We start from the raw sequence: 19,499 nt of genomic DNA on the forward strand, positions 1-19,499 counted from the left end.
GCTCAGCCCCCCGCCTTGACGGCCACCGGCAGCGCCGCCGCCGCGGGCTTGCCTTCGGCCACCGGCTTCAAGGCCTGGCCGGCCACGATCTTGTGCACACCGGCCACGGCGATGGTCTCGCCCGCCTTGACGCCACCGCCCAGCAACACGCCATCCTCCCGGTACTGCACGACGCTCACGCTGCGTAGCACGGGCTTGACCAGCTCGCCCTCTGCCTGCATCACCCACACGGCGCTGCCACCCTGGTGCTCGAACACCGCGCTGGCCGGCACCAGCAACGCGCCGTCACGCCCGGAGTCGGACGGCAGGATGACGTTGGCGGTCATGCCCAGCTGCACATCCGGCGTCGAATCAACGATGGAGATCCGCACGGCGTAGGTGCGCGTCGCCGCGTCTGCCGCCGGCGCGATCTCGCGCACCCGCCCCTTGAGGCTGGCATCGGGCCGGGCCCACAGGCGTACCAGCACCTGCCCGGACTTGCGCAGGTCGGCGATGCGGCTCTCGGGCACCCCGATCAACACTTCCCGCTCCCCTTCCCGGGCCAGGCGCAGCACCGGCGTGCCATCCTTGACCACCTGCCCGACCTCACCGCTCACCGCCGTGATGACGCCGGCCTGATCGGCCACCAGGCTCGTGTAGCCGGCCTGGTTGCCAGCCACGGTAGCCTGGGCCTGGGCCTGCTCGACCCGTGCAGCGGCAGACTTGTAGGTGGCCTCCTTGGCCTCCAGCACGCTGCGGCTGACGAAGTTGCGCCCCACCAGATCGCGGTAGCGCTCCATCTCTGCCTTGGCAAACACATATTCATTGCGGGCCGCCGCCAGCTGGGCCCGGGCCGCCTCCGCCGACAGCCCGGCGTCGGTGGGATCGAGCCGCGCCAGCACCTGGCCGGGCTTCACCACGCTGCCCACATCCACCTTGCGCTCGACGATCTTGCCGGCGATGCGGAAGGACAGATCGGATTCGTAGCGCGCCCGCACCTCGCCGGAATACACCGCACCACCAGCCACGGGCGCCCCCGCCAACACCTTTACCAGCACCGGACGCGGCGCCTCAGCCACCGGCTCGGGATGGGAACATGCGGCCAGCAACGCCAGGGCGAGCACACCGGGAACAAACTTGTTGATCATGCGGAAAGCTCCGGAGGGGCGACCAGCAGGCCGCGGAAGATCATGTCGAAATAGGTGTCGAAATAGGTCGGCGAGATCGGATTCGCCGCGGCAGAACAGGCCGCCGCACAACCTGCAATGGAGTGCTTCCAGACCGACAGCATCAGCAGCGGGAAGAACACCAGCTGGCGCAGGGTTTCCACGTCCAGGGCACGGAAGACGCCCTGCTCCACGCCGGTCTGGATGACCTTGCCGAGCAGGCTCATCCAGCGCTGGATCACAGCTTCATTGTGATACGCCGCCACTTCGGGAAAGTTGCGGGCCTCGGAGATGATCAGCTTGGAGATTCCACCCAGCTCGGTGGCCCCCACGTGGGTCCACCAGTCCAGCAGGATCTCCTTGAGCAGGCGCTCGGGATCGTCCTTGAGAGTATCCAGCTTGGCTTCCATCTGCTCGAACAAGGGCACCAGGCCCTCCTCGATCACGGCCCGGAACAAGGCTTCCTTACTGTCGAAATACAGATACAGGGTGCCCTTGGACACCCCGGCGCGCGCCGCCACCTCATCGAGACGCGTGGCGGCGAAGCCCTTTTCGATGAACAGGGACAGGGCGGCCGCGGCCAGCTCGGCGGGACGTGCCTCCTTGCGGCGCTGGCGACGGGGAAGATCGGGCTCGATCATGAAAAACAAATTAGTGACTGACCAGTCAGTAATTTAAGTGAGCTTCCTCCACTTGTAAAGATGAAATTCAGCCCCCTCCGCCTCAGCGCATGCTCACCCGCGTACCGACCGGCACGAGAAAGGCCGCGCCCACCACGGCTTCGTAGCGCCCCGCGGCGGCCCAAACCACCGGCCGGCCCCGGCCCGGCACCTCCAGACCTTCCAGGCGCACCCCGTCCGGGCCGTCCCAATGGGCCAGCACTCGCCCGTTGTAGGCATCGTGCACATCCAGCCCGCGCTCACCGAGCACCCACACCCGGCGCCCCTCCTGCTGCAGGTGTGCAGCCACCACCGGCCCCCGGCCGCGGCTGCGCAGCGTCGCCAGGGGCGTGATCGCCCCCCGGCTCAGATCCAGCACCCGCAGCTCGGCGCTGCCGGCCGGCGCCAGCAGCACCCAGCCCAGTTCAGGCACCCGCAGCTCCACGCCGGCCGCGGCCGCCACACCGGAGAACAGCGCGAAGGCACAGGCGGAGAAAACTCGGAAGAACACACCGGACATGTCTGGCCCCCTGCTGATCGATTGAAGTCGACCTGACAATACCGAACACTTTCAGGGCCACACAGATACACTATTCGCACAAAACAGCGGGCTGTACCGGCGCCTTCGCTCAGATTGGCCCGGCGCTCCGACCAACACACCTGCCTTCCCGCCGATGCTGCAGATCACCCTATCCCCCGACCTCCCCACACCGCTGGTGGACCAGATCGTCCAGGCCATCCGCAACCGCATCGACGACCGCGTGCTGCGGCCCGGCGCGCGCCTGCCGCCGATCCGGCAGTTCGCCGAGCAATATGGTGTATCGCGCTTCACGGTGGTCGAGGCCTATGACCGGCTGGTCGCCCTGGGCCACCTGCAGTCACGCCGCGGCTCGGGCTTCTACGTGGCGAGTCGCGCCCTGCCGGCGCCCTCGGCGCGGCCGGGCGACGTGATCGAGCGGGCCATCGACGCCACCTGGCTGATGCGGGAGATGGCCGTGGACGGCCCCGATCGGATCCTCGCCGGGGCCGGCAGCCTGCCCGCCGAGTGGCTCGACGAGGCCGGGGTGTTGCGTGCCCTGCGCGCCCTGACCCGGCGCAAGGACCTGCGGCCGGTGAGCTATGGCTCCCCCCAGGGCTATGCGCCCCTGCGCGCGCAACTGCAGGTGCGGCTGGCGGAGATCGGCATCGGCGCCACCGCCGGGCAGATCGTCCTGACCTACGGCATCCACCAGGCGCTCGACATCGTCTGCCGCTACTTCCTCAAGCCGGGCGACTGCGTGCTGGTGGACGACCCGGGTTACTGGAACCTGTTCGGCAACCTGCGCCTGTACGGAGTAGCCCTGGTGGGCGTCCCGCGTACCCCCGAGGGGCCCGACGTCCGCGCCCTCGAGGCCTTGCTCGCCGAGCACCAGCCACGCCTGTTCTTCACCCATTCGGTACTGCACAACCCAACCGGCTGCAACCTGTCTCCCGCCAACGCCTTCCGCATCCTGCAACTGGCCGAGAAGCACGACTTCATGGTGGTGGAGGACGACATCTACGGCGACCTCGCCCCCAACGCCGCCACCCGCCTGGCCAGCCTCGACCAGTTGTCGCGGGTGATCTACACCGGCAGCTTCTCCAAGACTCTCTCCGGCAACCTGCGGGTCGGCTTCCTGGCCTGCCGGCCAGATCTGGCTCACCTGCTCACCGACGTGAAGATCGTGTCGATGATGTCGTCCGCGGAGCTGTCGGAACAACTGATCCACCAGCTCCTTACTGACGGTCCCTACCGCAAGCTGCTGGAGCGCCTCAAGGGACGCCTGGTGGAGGCCACCGGCCGCAGCCTGCGGATGCTCGAACGGGTCGGGCTGCAGGCCGACCCGGAGCCCGCCGGCGGCGTCTTCGTATGGGCCCGCATACCGGGGCTCACCGACAGCTCGGAGCTGGCCCGACTGGCTGCCCGGGAGAACATCGTGCTGGCGCCGGGCAGCGTCTTCCGCCCCCAGGGCCAGCCCTCCGGCTACCTGCGCTTCAACGTCGGCTTCAGCGACGACCCGCGGCTGGAGCGCTTCCTGGCCCGGGCCCTGGATGCCGGCCTGACGGCGAATGGCGGCGAAGTGCCAACTCAGTCACACCCGCCGGCACAGCCGGGGTAAAGATCGCCGCCACGGCACCGTTAGCTGTATCCGTGCCTTGAAGACGCAGCCCGCGCCCGACTGCCGCCGGAGACTTTAGTGACAGACAACCCGCTTACCACGCCCCTCACCGGAACCCTGGTCGACTGGCAAGCCCTCGAAGCCCAGTTCAAGGGCAAGACCCGCTTTGTCACAGGCCTGGCCGAAAAGGCCCTCAAGCAATACCGCAGCAGCGCCGAACAATTGCATGCCATGGCCGCCGGCTCCGGCGACTATCCCGAGATCTCGTTCCTGGCCCACAGCATCAAGGGCACCGCCGGCACCCTCAAGGCCGACCTCGTTCACAACCAGGCCTCCGAGACCGACCTTGCCGCCCGCGCCGCGCGCCCCGAGTGCCGCAACATGGCCGGCGACCTGGCCGAGCTGCTGGAAGCCTTGATGGTCGAGCTCGAAGCCAGGATCCGCAACCAGCCGGCCTGAACCTCGCCGCACATCACACAAACATAAGGGGCGACCTCGACGGTCGCCCCTTATTCCATCCAGGACCGGCGGGCCCCGGGCCCGCCCGCCTCAGCGTGATTCCTTGATCAAACGCCCGCGCACCGACTGCACCGGCCGCGCGTTCATGGGATACAGGCGCGAGAAGATGGCGATCTGCTCGGCCGAAAGCTGGGCCGGCTGCTTCATCACCATCCACAACACACCTTCGCTGCAGGGCGGCGTCGTCAGCGAGCCCATATAGGTGTAATAGGCCCGGTTGTCCGGCAGCAACTGGTTCAGATCGATGGCTACGCCCTCGGGGGAATAATCCACGTTCTTCTCCAGGGGCAGGTTGTTCCACAGCGTCTGCACCAAGGCATGGGCCTGCCCGCGCTCCAGCAATACCGCAACCACCGCCAGACGCCCGTCCAGATCCTTGTGCACCAGGTGCACCACCATGTCGAAACCGCGGCCGTTGATGCGCTCTTCGGACGGGCGATGGAAGTGGAACTGCACCAGGTCGTACATCCGCCCCATCACCGCCATGGTGTTGCCCTGGCCCAGGTTGACCTGGACGGTGTGGCCATTGTCGATGATGCGGAAATTGGACAGCTTGTAATCGAAGCGGATCGGCTCCAGCTCAACCTTGATCCCCTCGCGGATATCGATCGGCGACTGCCGCTCACCCACATTGCACAGCTGCCACTCCGGCTTGAGCGTGCCCCAGTTGGGCGGCCCGCTCTCGCCATCGTAGGTCCAGTGGATGTCGTGATGGGCCAGGGGCGTTCCCGCAGCCGCCCCGCCGTGACCCACACCGGTGGCCACGGCCACCGAAGGAGAACGGTAGACCCGCGGCCTGGGCCGCGGCGGAGGGATGTAGGCAGGAACCCGGCTGACTTCCGGTGGTGCCACTTCAACCCGCGGCGCGGGCTTCTCGGCCGGCTCCGCCTTGGGCGGCGGCGCTGGCTTGTCGATGAAATTCTTGCGGATCGGAATGGAGGCCTGCTCCTCGGCGGCCTGCCCCTTGCCTTCGGACACGCGGGTCACCGCGGCCTTGTCGGCGCCCTTGGCCGGGCGGTAATCCGCCGCCCGCAGATCGGCTTTGACCTGGGCGTTCTGGGCCGCCTTCGAGGCATTCCTGGCGAGCTGCGAGATATCCGCCGGCGCCCCTCCGGCGGGCTTGCAGACATCGCGCCAGAGCTTCTCGTCCACGCTGCCCGGCGCCACCGCCACGTCCTTCTCGACCTTGACCTTCTCGTCCTTGAGCACCGCCGAATCCGCATCCAGGTACACCCGCTTGATGGTCGCGAAGGTCTGGTTGCGGCAGTCGTAGCGGTTGAGGGCCTTCACCGTGGTGTAGCCCGCCGTCTCGGCCTCGGACTCGGACAGCACGATGCGGCCCCAGGCCACCTTGGTGCCGGGGTCGGACTGCAGGACACTGGCCCGATCGAGCTCGATGGTGCGCTTCTTGTCGGACGCAACGGTCTGCCAGTCGGCCGCGAACACGGAAGTCGTGCCGGCCAGCAACAAGAGCGCGGCAACGGGTCGCATGCTTGAACGCATGTTTTCTTCTCCGGAAGAGTGCAGGGCCATGCAAGGCCCGAATGCCAACCATTTCGGCATCACAGACCAAAAGCTTTAGCCGACGCCCTTCTCAAGTGCCAGCCCCTTCTTTGAAAAGGGTTTTTCAAAATGTGGCAAACCACAAAAATCCCCGAAGAATCTTGCGTTTAGGATGCGCTTCCAGTAATTTGCGGGCCATACGTTAGGGGTGCCTGTGTGCTGCGACACACGGCTGAGACTTACCCTCCGAACCTGATCCGGGTCATGCCGGCGTAGGGAAACGTGGCTCCTGCCGCCTTTCCCACTCCCGGCGGCCCTCCCCAAAGGAGCCTTCATGAACGCCACCGACAAATTCCTCGCCGCCTCCGCCCATGTGGACGAAGCGGCCGTAGCGCCGCTGCCCAACTCCCGCAAGATCCACATCGAAGGCTCCCGCCCGGACCTCCGCGTGCCCATGCGTGAAGTCTCCCAGGCCGACACCCCCACCGGCTTCGGCGGCGAGAAGAACCCGCCGATCTTCGTCTACGACTGCTCCGGCCCCTACACCGACCCCGCCGCCCGCATCGACATCCGCTCCGGCCTGCCCGCCCTGCGCCAGCGCTGGATCGAGGAGCGCGGCGACACCGAGGTGCTACCCGACCTGAGCAGCGAGTTCGGCCGCGCCCGCGCCGCCGACCCCAAGCTCGATGAGCTGCGCTTCCCCGGCCTGCACCGCAAGCCCCGCCGCGCGCTGCCGGGCAAGAACGTCTCCCAGATGCACTACGCCCGCCAGGGCATCATCACCCCCGAGATGGAGTTCGTCGCCATCCGCGAGAACGTCAACCGCGCCGCCTACATCGAGAGCCTGCGCGCCACCGGGCCGATGGGCGAGAAGATGGCCGCCCTGCTCGGCCGCCAGCACAAGGGCCAGGACTTCGGTGCCTCCATCCCCGCCGAGATCACCCCCGAGTTCGTCCGCGCCGAAGTCGCCCGCGGCCGCGCCATCATCCCCAACAACATCAACCACCCGGAAAGCGAGCCGATGATCATCGGCCGCAACTTCCTGGTGAAGATCAACGCCAACATCGGCAACTCGGCCCTGGGCTCCTCGATCAACGAGGAGGTCGACAAGATGACCTGGGCCACCCGCTGGGGCGGCGACACGGTGATGGACCTCTCCACCGGCAAGAACATCCACGAGACCCGCGAGTGGATCATCCGCAACTCCCCGGTGCCCATCGGCACCGTGCCCATCTACCAGGCCCTCGAGAAGGTGGACGGCAAGGCCGAGGAGCTGACCTGGGAGATCTTCCGCGACACCCTCGTCGAGCAGGCCGAGCAGGGCGTCGACTACTTCACCATCCACGCCGGGGTGCTCTTGCGCTACATCCCGATGACCGCCAACCGGATGACCGGCATCGTCTCCCGTGGTGGCTCGATCATGGCCAAGTGGTGTCTGGCCCACCACAAGGAGAGCTTCCTCTACACGAATTTCGAGGAGATCTGCGAGATCATGAAGGCCTACGATGTGGCCTTCTCGCTGGGCGACGGCCTGCGTCCGGGCTCGATCTACGATGCCAACGATGCGGCCCAGCTGGGCGAGCTGGAAACCCTCGGCGAGCTCACCGACATTGCCTGGAAGCACGATGTGCAGACCATCATCGAGGGCCCGGGCCATGTGCCGATGCACCTGATCAAGGAGAACATGGACCTGCAGTTGAAGCACTGCAAGGAGGCTCCGTTCTACACCCTCGGCCCGCTGACCACCGACATCGCGCCGGGCTACGACCACATCACCAGCGGCATCGGCGCTGCCATGATCGGCTGGTACGGTACGGCCATGCTGTGCTACGTGACGCCCAAGGAGCACCTCGGCCTGCCCGACAAGAACGATGTGAAGGAAGGCATCATCACCTACAAGCTGGCCGCCCACGCCGCCGACCTGGCCAAGGGCCACCCGGGGGCGCAGATCCGCGACAACGCCCTGTCCAAGGCCCGCTACGAGTTCCGCTGGGACGACCAGTTCAACCTCGGCCTCGACCCGGACAAGGCCAAGAGCTTCCACGACGAGACCCTGCCCAAGGAGTCCGCCAAGGTGGCCCACTTCTGCTCCATGTGCGGCCCGCACTTCTGCTCCATGAAGATCACCCAGGACGTGCGCGACTTCGCCGCCAAGCAGGGCATCGCCGAAGCCGAGGCGCTGGAAAAGGGCATGCAGACCAAGGCCGTCGAGTTCGTGAAGAGCGGCGCGGAGATCTACCGCAAGGTGTGAGCCTGGGGGGATCTTCGTCCTTCGCCCTTTCGTCCCTTCCCTGCTCGATACAGAAGAACCCCCGCCGGCTCAGGCCCGCGGGGGTTCTGCTTTTTGAGGTGCGCCTGTGCACACCCCGCTCAAGGGATGGCGGATGTCACTGCCGGGCGCGCGGATCGGGCTCACGTCCCGGCGGAATTGAGTTCCGCCATGCCGGAATTCAATTCCGTGACCCCGGATGTCAAATCCGCAGCGCGAGATGTCAAATCCGCGGGGCGACTCACTTCCGCACGGCCTGAAGTGACTTAAGCGGGGGCGTGACTCAGTTCACCATCTCCCACGCCAGCTTGGCGATCAGTACCGAGACCACCACCAGGAAGGCCTGCCGCACAAAGGCCGTGCCGCGGCGCAGAGCCAGCCAGGTGCCGACGTGGGCGCCTGCCAGATTGCAGGCTGCCATCACCAGGCCCACGGTCCACAGCAAGGGGCCGTGACTGGCAAAGAAGCCGATGGCCGACAGGTTGGTGGCCACATTGATCAGCTTGGCGCTGGCCGAGGCACGCAGGAAGTCCATGCCGAAAAGGCGCACGAAACCGAAGATCAGGAAGCTGCCCGTCCCGGGCCCGAAGAAGCCGTCGTAGAACCCGATGACCGCACCGAAGGCCACCGCGCGCCAGCGATCGGCAGCGGTGAGCTCACGCGTTTCCGCATGCCCGAAATCCTTGCGGCGGAAGGTGTAGATGGCGACCGCCAGCATCAGCACCAGCACCAGCGGGCGCATTGCCTCGCGGGGCAGCCAGGCGACCACGGCAGCCCCCACCCAGGCGCCGGCCAACGCAGCCAGCGCTGCCGGCACCACCACCTTCCAGGGAATCTGCACGGAGCGGGCGTAGCGCCACAGGGCCGCGCTGGTGCCGGCGATGCTGGCCAGCTTGTTGGTGCCGAACAAGGTCGGAATGGCCACTTGAGGGTAGTGGCCGAGCAGCACGGGGATCTGGATCAGGCCGCCACCGCCGACCACGGCATCGACCATGCCGGCAAAGAAGGCGACAGCGCCAAGAAAAATGAAATCGAGAGGCATGGCAAGCAGACTGGAAGACATCAAACCGGGCGCCGTGCGGCGACCGCCAGCGGCGCCCCCCAGGCCTGCCCGCAGACCAGGTCGAGAGGACCGGAGTCCTCGTCCACCAGATCGGCATATTGCCGCACCAGCTGGGCCAGGGAGTCCGTCTCCAGCTTGCAGGCGAGGCGGGCCCGGTGGACCTCCACCGTGCGGGGCGACACCGCCAGGGCACGGGCGATCTCCTTGTTGGTGAGCCCCGCAACCACCAGGCCCAGCACCTCCCGCTCCCGCTCGGAGAGACGGGTATAGAGGCTGCGGGCATGGCGGGAGCGTTGCTGCCGCTGGCGCTCGAGCACATGCTGGCCCACGGCCTTGCGCAGGATATCGGGGAGGCTGTCTTCCGCGGCGGACAGGGGCAGAAACTCGCGCGCCCCCGCCTTGAAGGCCCGCCGGCACAGATCGACAGTGGCATCGCGGGCCAGCACGATCACGGGCATATCCACGCCCAACGGGCCCAGCCGGTCCAGCAGTGCCAGTTCGGGACCGGAACCGGCAACCTCTACGAGGAGGGCGCCGGTGGCATCGGGGTCGAGTGCGGACAGAAAGCCGTCGGCATCACGCCACGCCTGGAAACCGAAGCTCAGGCCACTTGCCAGAAGGACGACGTTCCCGCAGGCGGCGGCGTCCCGTGTGACGAGATGGATGCAGGGCATGGGCACGGAACAAATCATGAGGTATTCCCTTGTTGCGGTTTGAGAGCGAGGGACAGCAACACAAAGAAACATTCACTCCATTGGCATGGAGAAGAGATCTGAAAAAAAGGCCCGATCCATGATGGATCGGGCAGACCTGCCTCCCCCAACAACGGGAAGGCACAGGCGGGGATGCTCAGGCCGTTGCCTCTGCAGGCACGGCTCCATCTGCCACGGGCAGCGCTTCGTCGACATCGTCCAGTCTCGGATCGACAGGGTCAATGGCGTTTTCCCACTTGGCCACGGCAGTGGTGGCGATGGCGTTGCCGAGCACGTTGGTGGCGGTGCGGCCCATGTCCAGGAAGTGGTCGATGCCCATGATCAGCAGCAGACCGGCCTCCGGCAGGTGGAACATGGGCAGCACGGCCGCCACCACCACCAGGGACGAACGGGGTACGCCGGCCACGCCCTTGCTCGAGATCATCAGCACCAGCAGCATGGTGACCTGCTCGCCGAGGGACATGGGGATGCCATAGGCCTGGGCCACGAACAGGGCCGCAAAGCCGGTGTAGAGCATCGAGCCATCCAGGTTGAAGGAGTAGCCGAGGGGCAGCACGAAGCCGGTGACGCGGTTCTGCACGCCGAACTTCTCGAGCTGCTCCATCAGCTTGGGGTAGGCCGACTCGCTGCTGGCGGTGGAGAAGCCGAGCAGCATGGGGCTGCGCACCAGCTTGATGAGGCGGAACACCTCCTTGCCCAGCACCATGTAGCCGGCGCCGATGAGCACCACCCACAGCACGAGGAGCGCCAGGTAGAAGCTGGCCAGCAGCTTGCCGAACACCGCCAGCATGCCGACGCCCTGGGTCGTCACCACCGCGGCAACGGCCGCGAAGACACCCAGCGGGGCAAAGCGCATCACGTAGTCGGTGACCTTGAGCATCACATGGACGACTTCATCCATGGTCTGCACCAGGCTGCGGGCGGCCTGGCTGTGCAGGTTGCCGAGGGCCAGGCCGAAGAACACCGAGAACACCAGGATCTGCAGCACCGAGTTACCCGCCATCGCCTCGACGATGCTCTTCGGGAAGACCTGGGTGATGAAGTCCTTCAGGTTGAGGGCCCCGGTCTTCAGGTTGGTGGCGGTGCCGGCTTCCGGCAGCGGCATGTTCAGCGCGTGGCCCGGCTGCAGCAGGTTGGCAAAGACCAGCCCGATCAGCAGTGAGGCGAGCGAGGCCGCAATGAACCAGCCCAGGGCCTTGGTGCCGATGCGCCCGACAGTCTTGGAGTCGCCGATGTTGGCGAGGCCGGACACCAGGGTGGCGAAGACCAGCGGCGCGATGATCATCTTGATCAGGCGCAGGAAGATGTCGGTGACGATGCCGAAGTAGCCGGCGATCTCCTTGGCCGCCTCGGGCGTCGGCGCGGCCTGGTTGCAGGCGTAGCCCACGATGATGCCGAGGACCAGCGCGACAAGGATCAGCAGGGAGGATTTGTTGGCTTTCATGATCGGGCTCCGTGAATGGAAGATCAGGCGCCGGCCGGGCGTACCGGCAGGGCACGCGGGCGGGTCAGCACTTCAGGACGCAGCACCTCGGCCAGGGCCTCGGCGGTCATCAGCCCGCGCTCCAGCACGATCTCGGCCACACCGCGGCCGCTGGCATGAGCTTCCGCCGCCACGTCGGTGGCATGGGCGTAGCCGATATAGGGGTTGAGGGCGGTGACGATGCCGATGGAGCGCTCGACGCTGGCCCGCAGCGCATCCCGGTTGGCGGTGATGCCATCCACACAGCGGTCGGCCAGCACCACGCAGCCCTTGGTCAGGTGCAGCACGCTCTTGAACAGGCTGTGGGCGATGATCGGCTCGAAGGCGTTGAGCTGGAGCTGGCCGGCCTCGGCGGCGAAGGTGACGGTCATGTCATTGCCGATGACCTCGAAGGCGATCTGGTTCACCACCTCGGGGATCACCGGGTTCACCTTGCCCGGCATGATCGACGAACCGGCCTGGCGCGGCGGCAGGTTGATCTCGCAAAAGCCGGCGCGGGGGCCGGAGGACAGCAGGCGCAGGTCGTTGCAGACCTTGGAGAGCTTGGCCGCCACCCGCTTGAGCACCCCGGAGAGCTGGATGAAGGAACCGCAGTCCTGGGTGGCCTCGATCAGGTTGGGGGCGGTGACGACCGGGATGCCGGTGATCTCGGCCAGGCGGCGGCACACCAGACCGGCGTAGTCGGGGTGGGCGTTGATGCCGGTGCCGATGGCGGTGGCGCCGAGGTTGATCTCGCGGATCAGCAGGGCGGCTTCCTTCAGGCGCTCTTCGTCCTCGCCGAGCATGGTGGCGTAGGTGGAGAACTCCTGGCCGAGGGTCATCGGCACCGCGTCCTGCAGCTGGGTACGGCCCATCTTCAGCACGTCGGCAAACTCTTCGGCCTTGCGCTCGAAGGCGGCGCGCAGGTAGGCCATGGCGTCCACCAGGCGGAAGATGCCCACGTAGGTGGCCAGCTTCAAGGCGGTGGGATACACGTCATTGGTGGACTGGCTCATGTTGACGTGTTCGTTGGGGTGCAGGAAGCCGTATTCGCCCCGCGCGTGGCCCATGATCTCCAGGGCCCGGTTGGCGATGACTTCGTTGGCATTCATGTTGGTGGAGGTGCCGGCTCCACCCTGGATCACATCCACCACGAACTGATCGTGCAGGCGCCCCGCCACCAGCTCGTCACAGGCCGCGACGATGGCATTCATGCGCTCCCGCTCGAGCAGGCCCAGCTCGCAGTTGGCCTGGGCGGCGGCACGCTTGATCTGGGCCAGGGCGCGCACCAGGTCCGGGTAGACCGCGATGGTGATGCCGGTGATCGGGAAGTTCTCCAGGGCGCGCAGGGTGTGCACGCCGTAGTAGGCAGTGGTCGGGACTTCCTTGTCGCCGAGCAGGTCGTGTTCCAGGCGGTGGGTGGCGGTGGTCATGTCTTGTCTCCTGATGTGTGATCCGGTGACCGGTGCGGCGAGGCGCCGGTCGGGCCCTCTTTCCATTGCACAGGCCGTGCCACCCGGGAATACGCCCAGGAGAAAACGCAAGACATTGATAAACAAGGATTCGTAAAAACGGCGGTGCCCGATTCATCCGGTTTTCCGAACGAACAGGGCTCCGCCCGTCTGGAGATCCGAACGGCGCTCAGGCCTCCCCCCGGCCGTGCCTCTGGCAGGCCCCAACGGCGGCACCGCCTGTGGGGCGTCCTGCCGGGCCGGATCGAGCCCGGCGTCACAACCCAAGCCGAGCAGTGTTAACATCCTGTCATCGCCCTGCTCCGGACCGCCCCGATGAACCTCGAGAAAGTCGTCTTCGGTTTTTTCATTGTCTTTGCCGCCACCCTCAACTTCGGTTTCTTCATCGGGGATCTCGACAATCCGGTCCATCACGACATCTACGAGCTGTTCGCGGCCATCGTGGTCAACCTGATCGCCACGGTGCTCAAGTTCGGTGACCGCACCCAGATCGGCGCCATCCACCTGGCCACCAGCCTGGTGGCGGACCTGCAGTTGCTCGCCGCGGCCATGGTGTGGGGTTATGCCGTGCATGTGGCCGGCACCGGCCTGACCGCAGGCGCCATGTCCAGCATCGTGTCCCTGTCGGGCGGCGCCCTTTTCGCCAACGTGGTATCGGTCGTCATCCTGATCGCCGAGACCATCATGCAGCGGCGCTGAGGCCGTCACCGTGGGCAGCAGCACTCCCACCAGCACCATCTTCCTGGTCCTGCGGCGGCTGCGCACGCCGCTGATCGTCCTCATCACGATCTTCGCCATCTCGGTGCTGGGGCTCACCCTGGTGCCCGGCCCCAGCGGCCCCGACGGTGCGCTGCCGCGCCTGAGCTTCTTCCACGCGGTGTATTTCTTCAGCTACACCGCCACCACCATCGGCTTCGGCGAGATCCCCTACGCCTTCTCCGAGCAGCAGCGGTTGTGGGTCACCGTGTGCATCTACCTGTCGGTGATCGGCTGGGCCTATACGCTGGGCACGGTGTTCGCGATGCTGCAGGACAAGAACTTCCTCAACGCCGTGGCGGTGCAGCGCTTCGCCCGCCAGGTGAAGCGGCTGCGCGAGCACTTCTTCCTGGTGTGCGGCTACGGCGAGACCGGCCGCCTGATCTGCCAGGCCCTTGACGAAATGGGCTACCGGGCCGTGGTGATCGAGAGGGACGAAGCGAAGGTGGGCGACCTGGAACTGCAGAGCTATTCTGCCGACATGCCGGCTCTGTGTGCCGACGCGGGGCAGCCCGACACCCTGCTGTTTGCCGGCCTCACCAGCAAGTACTGCCGCGGCGTGATCACCCTCACCAACGACGACAACACAAACCTGGCGGTGGCCATTGCGGCCCGCCTGCTGGCACCGTCCCTGCCAGCCCTGTGCCGGGCCGAGCATGCCGAGACGGTGGCCAACATGGCCTCCTTTGGCACTCGCCACATCATCAACCCCTTCGAGAAATTCGGTGAATACATGGCCTTGGCCCTGCATTCACCCGCGGCGTATCACCTGCTGCTGTGGCTCACCGGCCTGCCCGGCACCACCGTCACGCGCCACCGCGACCCGCCTGGCGGCCGCTGGGTGCTGTGCGGCTACGGCACCTTCGGGCGGGTCATGACCGGCGCCCTGGAGAACGCGGGCCTGCCCGTCACCATCATCGACCGGGCGCCGCCAGCCGACCCGGCCCACATCTGGGTGAAGGGCGACGGCACCGGCCACGAGGCGCTGCAGGCGGCCGGCATCCACGACGCGGTCGGCATCGTCGCGGCCACCGGGCACGACGTGAACAACCTGTCCATCGTGGTCACCGCGCGCCAGATGAACCCGGGCCTGTTCACCGTGCTGCGCCAGAACCAGGTCGCCAACCGCGCCTTGTTCGACGCCTTCGAATCCGACTTCACCATGGTGCCGAGCGAGATCGTCTCGCACGAATGCCTGGCCATCCTCACCACCCCGCTGCTCGCCCCCTTCCTCGACGCCGTCCGGAAAAGCGACGAGCCCTGGGCCTGCGGCCTCCTGGACGATCTCACCGGGCGCTTCGGCTGGGATGTCCCCGCGGTGTGGAGCGTCACCCTCAACCTGGCCCAGGCCCCCTCGGTGTATCGCCTGTTGATGCGTGGCGCGACCCGCCCCAGCCTGGACGAGCTGCTGCGCGCGCCGGTCACCGACCGGCCGGCGCTGGCCTGCCGCCCGCTGCTCCTGATGCGCGACGGGCGCCGCCCCAGCCTGCTGCCGGCAGGCCACGAGACGCTCCAGCTGGGCGACCAGATCCTCTTCGTCGGCACCGAGCAGGCGCGCAAGGAGCTGGGCCTGACCCTTTTCAACGGCCACACCCTGCAGTACGTGCTGACCGGCAAGGACTCGCCCGGCGGGCTGGTCTGGGAATGGCTGGCGCGGCGCCGCGCCGGATAGGCAGGGCTGGCGCCCGGGCCGCCCGCCCCGGCTCAGTCAGCCGCCCAGGTAGCGGGCGAACTTCTTGTCCTCGACCAGGATGTGGTCGGTGAGCCAGTTGCGGAGATAGCGGGAGATCTCTTCGCCCAGGGCCGGCGTGAAGTTGTTGCGGAGCTTGTCACGCAGGGCGATCACCTCCTCTGCCATGCGCCGGTGGACCTTTTTGTGGGCATCCAGGTGCGGGTAGCCGTTGCGTTCGAGCAGGCGCTCCTCCCGGCCGAAATGCGACAAGGTATAGCCGACCAGCTCATCCACCACGAACTCCACCGCGCTCGGATCGTGGCAGTTGGCCTCGAGGGATATCTGGTTGATGAGGGTCAGCAGCACGGCGTGGTCGTGATCGACCACCGGATCGTTCAGGCTCATCAGCGCCGACCACTGGATGTTGCTGGCCCGCTCGCGGACCTCCAGGACCTTGCCGAGGGCCGCGACGACCCGCGGGTCGAACTGGGTGCCGGCCGACTCGCGCATGTAGGCCTCGACCTTGTCGAGGGGCCAGGCCGGCTTGTAGGGGCGCTCCGATGACAGGGCGTCGAAGACATCCGCCACCGAGGTGATGCGGGCCGACAGTGGAATCTGCTCGCCGGCCAGCTGGCTGGGATAGCCCTTGCCATCCCAGCGCTCGTGATGGGAGAAGGCAATCTCCGCGGCCAGCCGGAAATGCAGGCTCTCCGGCAGCAGGCGGCTGGCCTTCTTCAGGATGCTGCCGCCATCCTCGGCATGGCGCTCGATCTGGGCCCGCTCTTCCGCTTCGAGCTTGCCCTTCTTGAGCAGGATGCTGTCGGGCACGCCGACCTTGCCGATGTCGTGCAGCATGCTGGCCGTGCCCAGGTGCGACAGGAAGTCGGCGCTCAGCTCTTCCGCCGGATAGCCCACGCCCACCAGCTCGCGGGCGATCTCATGGGTCAGCCGGGCCACCCGCAGCACGTGCTCGCTGGTATCGGTATCGCGGTATTCGGCGAGATCGGCGAGGGTCGACACCGCCACCTTCATCACGCTCTCGAGCTTGACCGTCGAACGCCTCTCCAGGGTGATGTCGCGCACCTGCAACAGCAGCGTGCCGCTTTCGGTGGCACGGGCCACCACGAAGAGATGGCGCCCCCGCTCGCCGACGAGCTCGACCTGCCGCTCATCCCCAGCCACCAGCGCCTCGCGCAGCACCGACAGCCGGCGGCGCAGATCATCCCCCTGCCCGACGCCCTGGGCAGCCAGGCAATCGAGGATCAGGGCCAGGCCCGAGCCTTCCCTGAATGGCGTGCGCCCTGGAGCCACCATGGCAACAAAAGGAGCGTTCTGGTAAACCAGCCGGTGGTGTGCATCGAAGATGGCCACCCCTTGGTCAAGGAGATCGAGGGCATCGAGCGGGATATTCATTGGACACTGGCAGCAAGACCCGGCACAGCGCCGGACTCTTCATGATGCACGATGGATGCTGCAGTGCGATATGAACAATCACCAGCGCCTGCCGTGACTTCATCAACCAGGCCGCAAGCACATCCGTGCAGCACGATCCGCCCGGGGGCATGCCACGAAGGCTAGAATGCGGCGACGCAACACACCGAGCCTCCGATGCCCCTCTCCCTGCCCCACTCCCTGCCCCTTGTCCGCAGCGTATTCGTGATCGCCCTCATCGGCATCTTCATCCTGGCGATGATTCCCCTGCCGGAAGCCATCACGGTGTTCTCCTTCCAGGACAAGGTCGAGCACACCGGCGCCTTCCTGGTGTTGATGCTGCTTGGCGGAAAGGGCTGGCCGACCGGGCTGGCGGCGCTGTTCCTCGGCCTGGTGGCCTATGGTCTGGGCATCGAGTTGTGCCAGCATTTCTTCACCGCCAACCGGGTGGGCGACCCCTGGGATCTGCTGGCGGATGCGCTGGGCGCGGCGGCGGGCTACGGCTTGCTGTGCAGCGGCATGGGCCGCCGCATCATTCGTCGGCAGGCCTGATGGGTTTGGCGGGGGAATCCGCCGACAGGAACTCGAGCCGGTCGTTCTTGCGCGAGAACGTCCCCACCAGGCGGCCGGGGGGCTCCTCCGGCGGCTCGGTCCAGCGCTGGAACTCGCACTTCTCGGTGCTCGCCAGATACCAGCTCTTGCCCTGCTTGAGGGCCCACAGGCTGCTCCCCGCCTCGTAGACCTCCATCTTCACCGTTCCCGCCACGCCCGACTTGATGTCGTAGCGGCGCATGCAGGTGGGCATCCGCGACACCACGATGGCCTGGTTCACATCACTGCTCCAGAACCAGGTCTGCTCGCGCACCAGGCTGATGTTCTCATCCTTGTTGCCATTGATGATGAAGGCGGCCCCTTCGTATTCGCAGGCCGTCAACATGGGGAGCACGGCCAGGACCAGCAGGGGCTTGATAAAGGTGAGGCGCATCTTCGATCGGATCGGAGGGAGGGGTCAGGGGTCAGCTCAGGGATCAGGCCAGCTTCCAGCCGATGGTCTCGCCGGCGCGCAGCGGCACCAGCGGATCTCCCGGCAGGTAGTCGAGGCCGGCGGGCACGTTCCAGTCTTCCTTCACCAGGGTGATGGTGTCGGCGTTGCGCGGCAGGCGGTAGAAGTCCGGGCCGTTGAAGCTGGCGAAGGCTTCGAGCTTGTCCAGCGCACCGGCCTGCTCGAAGGCCTCGGCGTACAGCTCGATGCCGGCGTGGGCGGTGTAGCAGCCGGCGCAGCCGCAAGCGGCTTCCTTGGTGGTCTTGGCGTGGGGCGCCGAATCGGTGCCCAGGAAAAACTTGGTGCTGCCGGAGGTGGCCGCCTTCACCAGGGCCTCCCGGTGGGTCTCGCGCTTGAGCACCGGCAGGCAATAGTGGTGCGGGCGGATGCCGCCAGCAAAGATCGCATTGCGGTTGAGCAGCAGGTGGTGGGCCGTGATGGTGGCGCCCACGTTGGCCCCGCTGTCGTTCACAAACTGCGCCGCGTCGGCCGTCGTGATGTGCTCGAAGACAATGCGCAGGGTCGGGTAGCGCGCTGCAAGCGGCGCCAGTACGCGATCGATAAAGACACGCTCGCGATCAAAGATATCCACGTCAGCATGGGTCACCTCTCCATGAACACACAGGGCCAGGCCCGTTTCCGCCATCCGTTCGAGAACGGGATACACCTTGGCGATGTCAGTGACGCCCGCGTCCGAGTTGGTCGTCGCGCCTGCCGGGTAGAGCTTGGCGGCGGGGATGAAGCCGCTGGCGGCGGCCTTGTCGATCTCTTCGGGCTTGAGGCTGTCAGTCAGATACAACGTCATCAGCGGATCGAACTTGAGCCCTGCCGGCACCGCCGCCCGGATGCGCGCCCGATAGGCGTCGGCCTGCTCCACGCTGGTCACCGGCGGCTTGAGGTTGGGCATGATCAGCGCCCGGCCGAAGCGGCGGGCGGTATCGGGCACCACGGCAGCCAGGGCGGCGCCATCGCGCACGTGCAGGTGCCAGTCGTCGGGGCGGACAAGGGTGAGCAGGGTCTGGGTCATGGCAGTTCGTTGAGCCGATCGAAAGTCTGAGGCCCGCATTTTAACAGCCTCGCGGGGCACGGCCCTGCCCGGAGTTCCGGACGGAAATCCGGGCGCCCGCAGCGGGGCTCATCCGGAAATCCGAACAGAAGGCCCCCAGCCTCCACGCCCCCTTCATTAAAAATCAATGACTTGAAATTGATTCCAGCCCTCCCGCGGGCTGGCACGCGCTCTGCAATGTAAAGGACAGCCGACGCCCAGGCACCCAACGTCCTCAACCCTTGCAGGAGTCCAGCACCATGCGTACCCCGTTCAAGCTCGCAGCCACCTGTCTGATCCTCGCCGGTCTTGCCCAGCCGGCGCTGGCGCAGGAATCCCCCACCCTCAAGAAGATCAAGGACAGCGGCACCATCGCCCTGGGCCACCGCGAATCCTCCATCCCCTTCTCCTACTACGACGACAAGCAGCAGGTCGTCGGCTACTCCCAGGAGCTCATGCTCAAGGTCGTCGACGCCGTCAAGGCCGAGCTCAAGCTGCCCGCCCTGGCCGTCAAGCTCACCCCCGTCACCTCCCAGAACCGCATCCCCCTCGTGCAGAACGGCACCGTCGACATCGAGTGCGGCTCCACCACCCACAACGCCGAGCGGGC

Annotated in this window: 18 protein-coding genes and 1 riboswitch; of the genes, 7 read left to right on the top strand and 11 right to left on the bottom strand. The window is 66.7% G+C overall.

Features of this window, described 5'->3' with window-relative positions; all coding sequences use genetic code 11:
- Positions 1-2 precede the first annotated feature (2 nt).
- The 3 genes from HHL15_RS23780 to HHL15_RS23790 all read right to left on the bottom strand — a co-directional run bounded on the left by HHL15_RS23780 (position 3) and on the right by HHL15_RS23790 (position 2,324).
- A complete protein-coding gene (locus HHL15_RS23780; protein ID WP_169148298.1) occupies positions 3-1,127 on the bottom strand; it encodes an efflux RND transporter periplasmic adaptor subunit in 1,125 nt (374 codons plus the stop codon).
- Complete coding sequence (locus tag HHL15_RS23785; protein WP_169148299.1) at positions 1,124-1,786, bottom strand: TetR/AcrR family transcriptional regulator; 663 nt, start codon at positions 1,784-1,786, stop codon at positions 1,124-1,126. Before HHL15_RS23785 ends, HHL15_RS23780 begins: the two co-directional genes overlap by 4 nt.
- An 82-nt stretch (positions 1,787-1,868) precedes the next feature.
- Positions 1,869-2,324, bottom strand: a complete 456-nt coding sequence (locus HHL15_RS23790) for a hypothetical protein (protein ID WP_169148300.1) — start codon at positions 2,322-2,324, stop codon at positions 1,869-1,871.
- A 154-nt stretch (positions 2,325-2,478) separates the two neighbouring features.
- Here HHL15_RS23790 and HHL15_RS23795 point away from each other — a divergent pair, with 154 nt between their 5' ends.
- Together HHL15_RS23795 and HHL15_RS26945 are read left to right on the top strand one after the other, a co-directional pair.
- Complete coding sequence (locus HHL15_RS23795) at positions 2,479-3,942, top strand: aminotransferase-like domain-containing protein (RefSeq protein WP_169148301.1); 1,464 nt, start codon at positions 2,479-2,481, stop codon at positions 3,940-3,942.
- A gap of 78 nt (positions 3,943-4,020) precedes the next feature.
- The gene (locus tag HHL15_RS26945) at positions 4,021-4,401 is read left to right on the top strand and encodes an Hpt domain-containing protein (protein ID WP_169148302.1); all 381 of its coding nucleotides are present in this window, start codon (positions 4,021-4,023) and stop codon (positions 4,399-4,401) included.
- Positions 4,402-4,491: 90 nt separating this feature from the next.
- On the opposite strand, the gene HHL15_RS23805 is transcribed toward HHL15_RS26945, so the two are convergent.
- A complete protein-coding gene (locus tag HHL15_RS23805) occupies positions 4,492-5,964 on the bottom strand; it encodes a carbonic anhydrase (RefSeq protein ID WP_235943637.1) in 1,473 nt (490 codons plus the stop codon).
- A 194-nt stretch (positions 5,965-6,158) separates the two neighbouring features.
- A riboswitch (TPP riboswitch) is annotated at positions 6,159-6,260 on the top strand.
- 38 nt (positions 6,261-6,298) lie between these two features.
- Between HHL15_RS23805 and thiC the strand changes: the two genes are divergently transcribed.
- Complete coding sequence (gene thiC, locus HHL15_RS23810; protein ID WP_169148303.1) at positions 6,299-8,215, top strand: phosphomethylpyrimidine synthase ThiC; 1,917 nt, start codon at positions 6,299-6,301, stop codon at positions 8,213-8,215.
- A 301-nt stretch (positions 8,216-8,516) separates the two neighbouring features.
- Here thiC and HHL15_RS23815 read toward each other — a convergent pair whose 3' ends face one another.
- The 4 genes from HHL15_RS23815 to aspA form a co-directional block, all read right to left on the bottom strand.
- Positions 8,517-9,296, bottom strand: coding sequence for a sulfite exporter TauE/SafE family protein (locus tag HHL15_RS23815; protein WP_408065739.1), 780 nt, complete (start codon positions 9,294-9,296; stop codon positions 8,517-8,519).
- Positions 9,296-9,970 (bottom strand): response regulator transcription factor, encoded by a 675-nt coding sequence (locus HHL15_RS23820; RefSeq protein WP_235943642.1) that lies wholly within the window; start codon positions 9,968-9,970, stop codon positions 9,296-9,298. The genes HHL15_RS23815 and HHL15_RS23820 overlap by 1 nt, the downstream gene beginning before the upstream one ends.
- Before the next feature lie 175 nt (positions 9,971-10,145).
- Positions 10,146-11,453: a dicarboxylate/amino acid:cation symporter gene (locus HHL15_RS23825; RefSeq protein WP_169148305.1), complete on the bottom strand. Its 1,308-nt coding sequence runs from the start codon at positions 11,451-11,453 to the stop codon at positions 10,146-10,148.
- A gap of 23 nt (positions 11,454-11,476) precedes the next feature.
- Positions 11,477-12,904: an aspartate ammonia-lyase gene (gene aspA / locus HHL15_RS23830; RefSeq protein ID WP_169148306.1), complete on the bottom strand. Its 1,428-nt coding sequence runs from the start codon at positions 12,902-12,904 to the stop codon at positions 11,477-11,479.
- A 354-nt stretch (positions 12,905-13,258) separates the two neighbouring features.
- Between aspA and HHL15_RS23835 the strand changes: the two genes are divergently transcribed.
- Positions 13,259-13,642 carry a DUF6394 family protein gene (locus tag HHL15_RS23835; protein WP_169148307.1) on the top strand — a complete coding sequence of 128 codons (384 nt, stop codon included), beginning with the start codon at positions 13,259-13,261 and terminating at the stop codon, positions 13,640-13,642.
- 10 nt (positions 13,643-13,652) lie between these two features.
- Positions 13,653-15,371, top strand: coding sequence for a potassium channel family protein (locus HHL15_RS23840; RefSeq protein ID WP_328825083.1), 1,719 nt, complete (start codon positions 13,653-13,655; stop codon positions 15,369-15,371).
- A 36-nt stretch (positions 15,372-15,407) separates the two neighbouring features.
- Here the strand turns inward: HHL15_RS23840 and HHL15_RS23845 are convergent, their stop codons facing one another.
- Positions 15,408-16,784, bottom strand: coding sequence for a bacteriohemerythrin (locus tag HHL15_RS23845; protein ID WP_169148308.1), 1,377 nt, complete (start codon positions 16,782-16,784; stop codon positions 15,408-15,410).
- Between the two features lie 195 nt (positions 16,785-16,979).
- Here HHL15_RS23845 and HHL15_RS23850 point away from each other — a divergent pair, with 195 nt between their 5' ends.
- The gene (locus HHL15_RS23850; protein ID WP_169148309.1) at positions 16,980-17,354 is read left to right on the top strand and encodes a VanZ family protein; all 375 of its coding nucleotides are present in this window, start codon (positions 16,980-16,982) and stop codon (positions 17,352-17,354) included.
- Here HHL15_RS23850 and HHL15_RS23855 read toward each other — a convergent pair.
- Both HHL15_RS23855 and pyrC read right to left on the bottom strand, forming a co-directional pair.
- Positions 17,335-17,787: a hypothetical protein gene (locus HHL15_RS23855; protein WP_169148310.1), complete on the bottom strand. Its 453-nt coding sequence runs from the start codon at positions 17,785-17,787 to the stop codon at positions 17,335-17,337. The two genes, HHL15_RS23850 and HHL15_RS23855, sit on opposite strands and share 20 nt — an antisense overlap.
- Before the next feature lie 43 nt (positions 17,788-17,830).
- A complete protein-coding gene (gene pyrC / locus HHL15_RS23860) occupies positions 17,831-18,871 on the bottom strand; it encodes a dihydroorotase (protein WP_169148311.1) in 1,041 nt (346 codons plus the stop codon).
- Positions 18,872-19,149: 278 nt separating this feature from the next.
- Here pyrC and HHL15_RS23865 point away from each other — a divergent pair.
- Positions 19,150-19,499: transporter substrate-binding domain-containing protein (locus HHL15_RS23865; RefSeq protein ID WP_169148312.1), on the top strand; the 350-nt coding region annotated here is incomplete at its 3' end.

It is taken from the genome of Zoogloea dura, from assembly GCF_012927165.1.
GTDB classification, from domain to species: domain Bacteria; phylum Pseudomonadota; class Gammaproteobacteria; order Burkholderiales; family Rhodocyclaceae; genus Zoogloea; species Zoogloea dura.

What these genes read in the sequence shown, in the direction of transcription:
- HHL15_RS23790 (WP_169148300.1), bottom strand. Translation starts at nt 2,324, where the DNA reads ATGTCCGGTGTGTTCTTCCGAGTTTTCTCCGCCTGTGCCTTCGCGCTG.
- HHL15_RS23825 (WP_169148305.1), bottom strand. Translation starts at nt 11,453, where the DNA reads ATGAAAGCCAACAAATCCTCCCTGCTGATCCTTGTCGCGCTGGTCCTC.
- HHL15_RS23845 (WP_169148308.1), bottom strand. Translation starts at nt 16,784, where the DNA reads ATGAATATCCCGCTCGATGCCCTCGATCTCCTTGACCAAGGGGTGGCC.
- HHL15_RS23780 (WP_169148298.1), bottom strand. Translation starts at nt 1,127, where the DNA reads ATGATCAACAAGTTTGTTCCCGGTGTGCTCGCCCTGGCGTTGCTGGCC.
- HHL15_RS23850 (WP_169148309.1), top strand. Translation starts at nt 16,980, where the DNA reads ATGCCCCTCTCCCTGCCCCACTCCCTGCCCCTTGTCCGCAGCGTATTC.
- HHL15_RS23795 (WP_169148301.1), top strand. Translation starts at nt 2,479, where the DNA reads ATGCTGCAGATCACCCTATCCCCCGACCTCCCCACACCGCTGGTGGAC.
- HHL15_RS23820 (WP_235943642.1), bottom strand. Translation starts at nt 9,970, where the DNA reads ATGCCCTGCATCCATCTCGTCACACGGGACGCCGCCGCCTGCGGGAAC.
- HHL15_RS23855 (WP_169148310.1), bottom strand. Translation starts at nt 17,787, where the DNA reads ATGCGCCTCACCTTTATCAAGCCCCTGCTGGTCCTGGCCGTGCTCCCC.
- HHL15_RS23835 (WP_169148307.1), top strand. Translation starts at nt 13,259, where the DNA reads ATGAACCTCGAGAAAGTCGTCTTCGGTTTTTTCATTGTCTTTGCCGCC.
- HHL15_RS23785 (WP_169148299.1), bottom strand. Translation starts at nt 1,786, where the DNA reads ATGATCGAGCCCGATCTTCCCCGTCGCCAGCGCCGCAAGGAGGCACGT.
- thiC (WP_169148303.1), top strand. Translation starts at nt 6,299, where the DNA reads ATGAACGCCACCGACAAATTCCTCGCCGCCTCCGCCCATGTGGACGAA.
- HHL15_RS23805 (WP_235943637.1), bottom strand. Translation starts at nt 5,964, where the DNA reads ATGCGTTCAAGCATGCGACCCGTTGCCGCGCTCTTGTTGCTGGCCGGC.
- HHL15_RS23815 (WP_408065739.1), bottom strand. Translation starts at nt 9,296, where the DNA reads ATGTCTTCCAGTCTGCTTGCCATGCCTCTCGATTTCATTTTTCTTGGC.
- aspA (WP_169148306.1), bottom strand. Translation starts at nt 12,904, where the DNA reads ATGACCACCGCCACCCACCGCCTGGAACACGACCTGCTCGGCGACAAG.
- pyrC (WP_169148311.1), bottom strand. Translation starts at nt 18,871, where the DNA reads ATGACCCAGACCCTGCTCACCCTTGTCCGCCCCGACGACTGGCACCTG.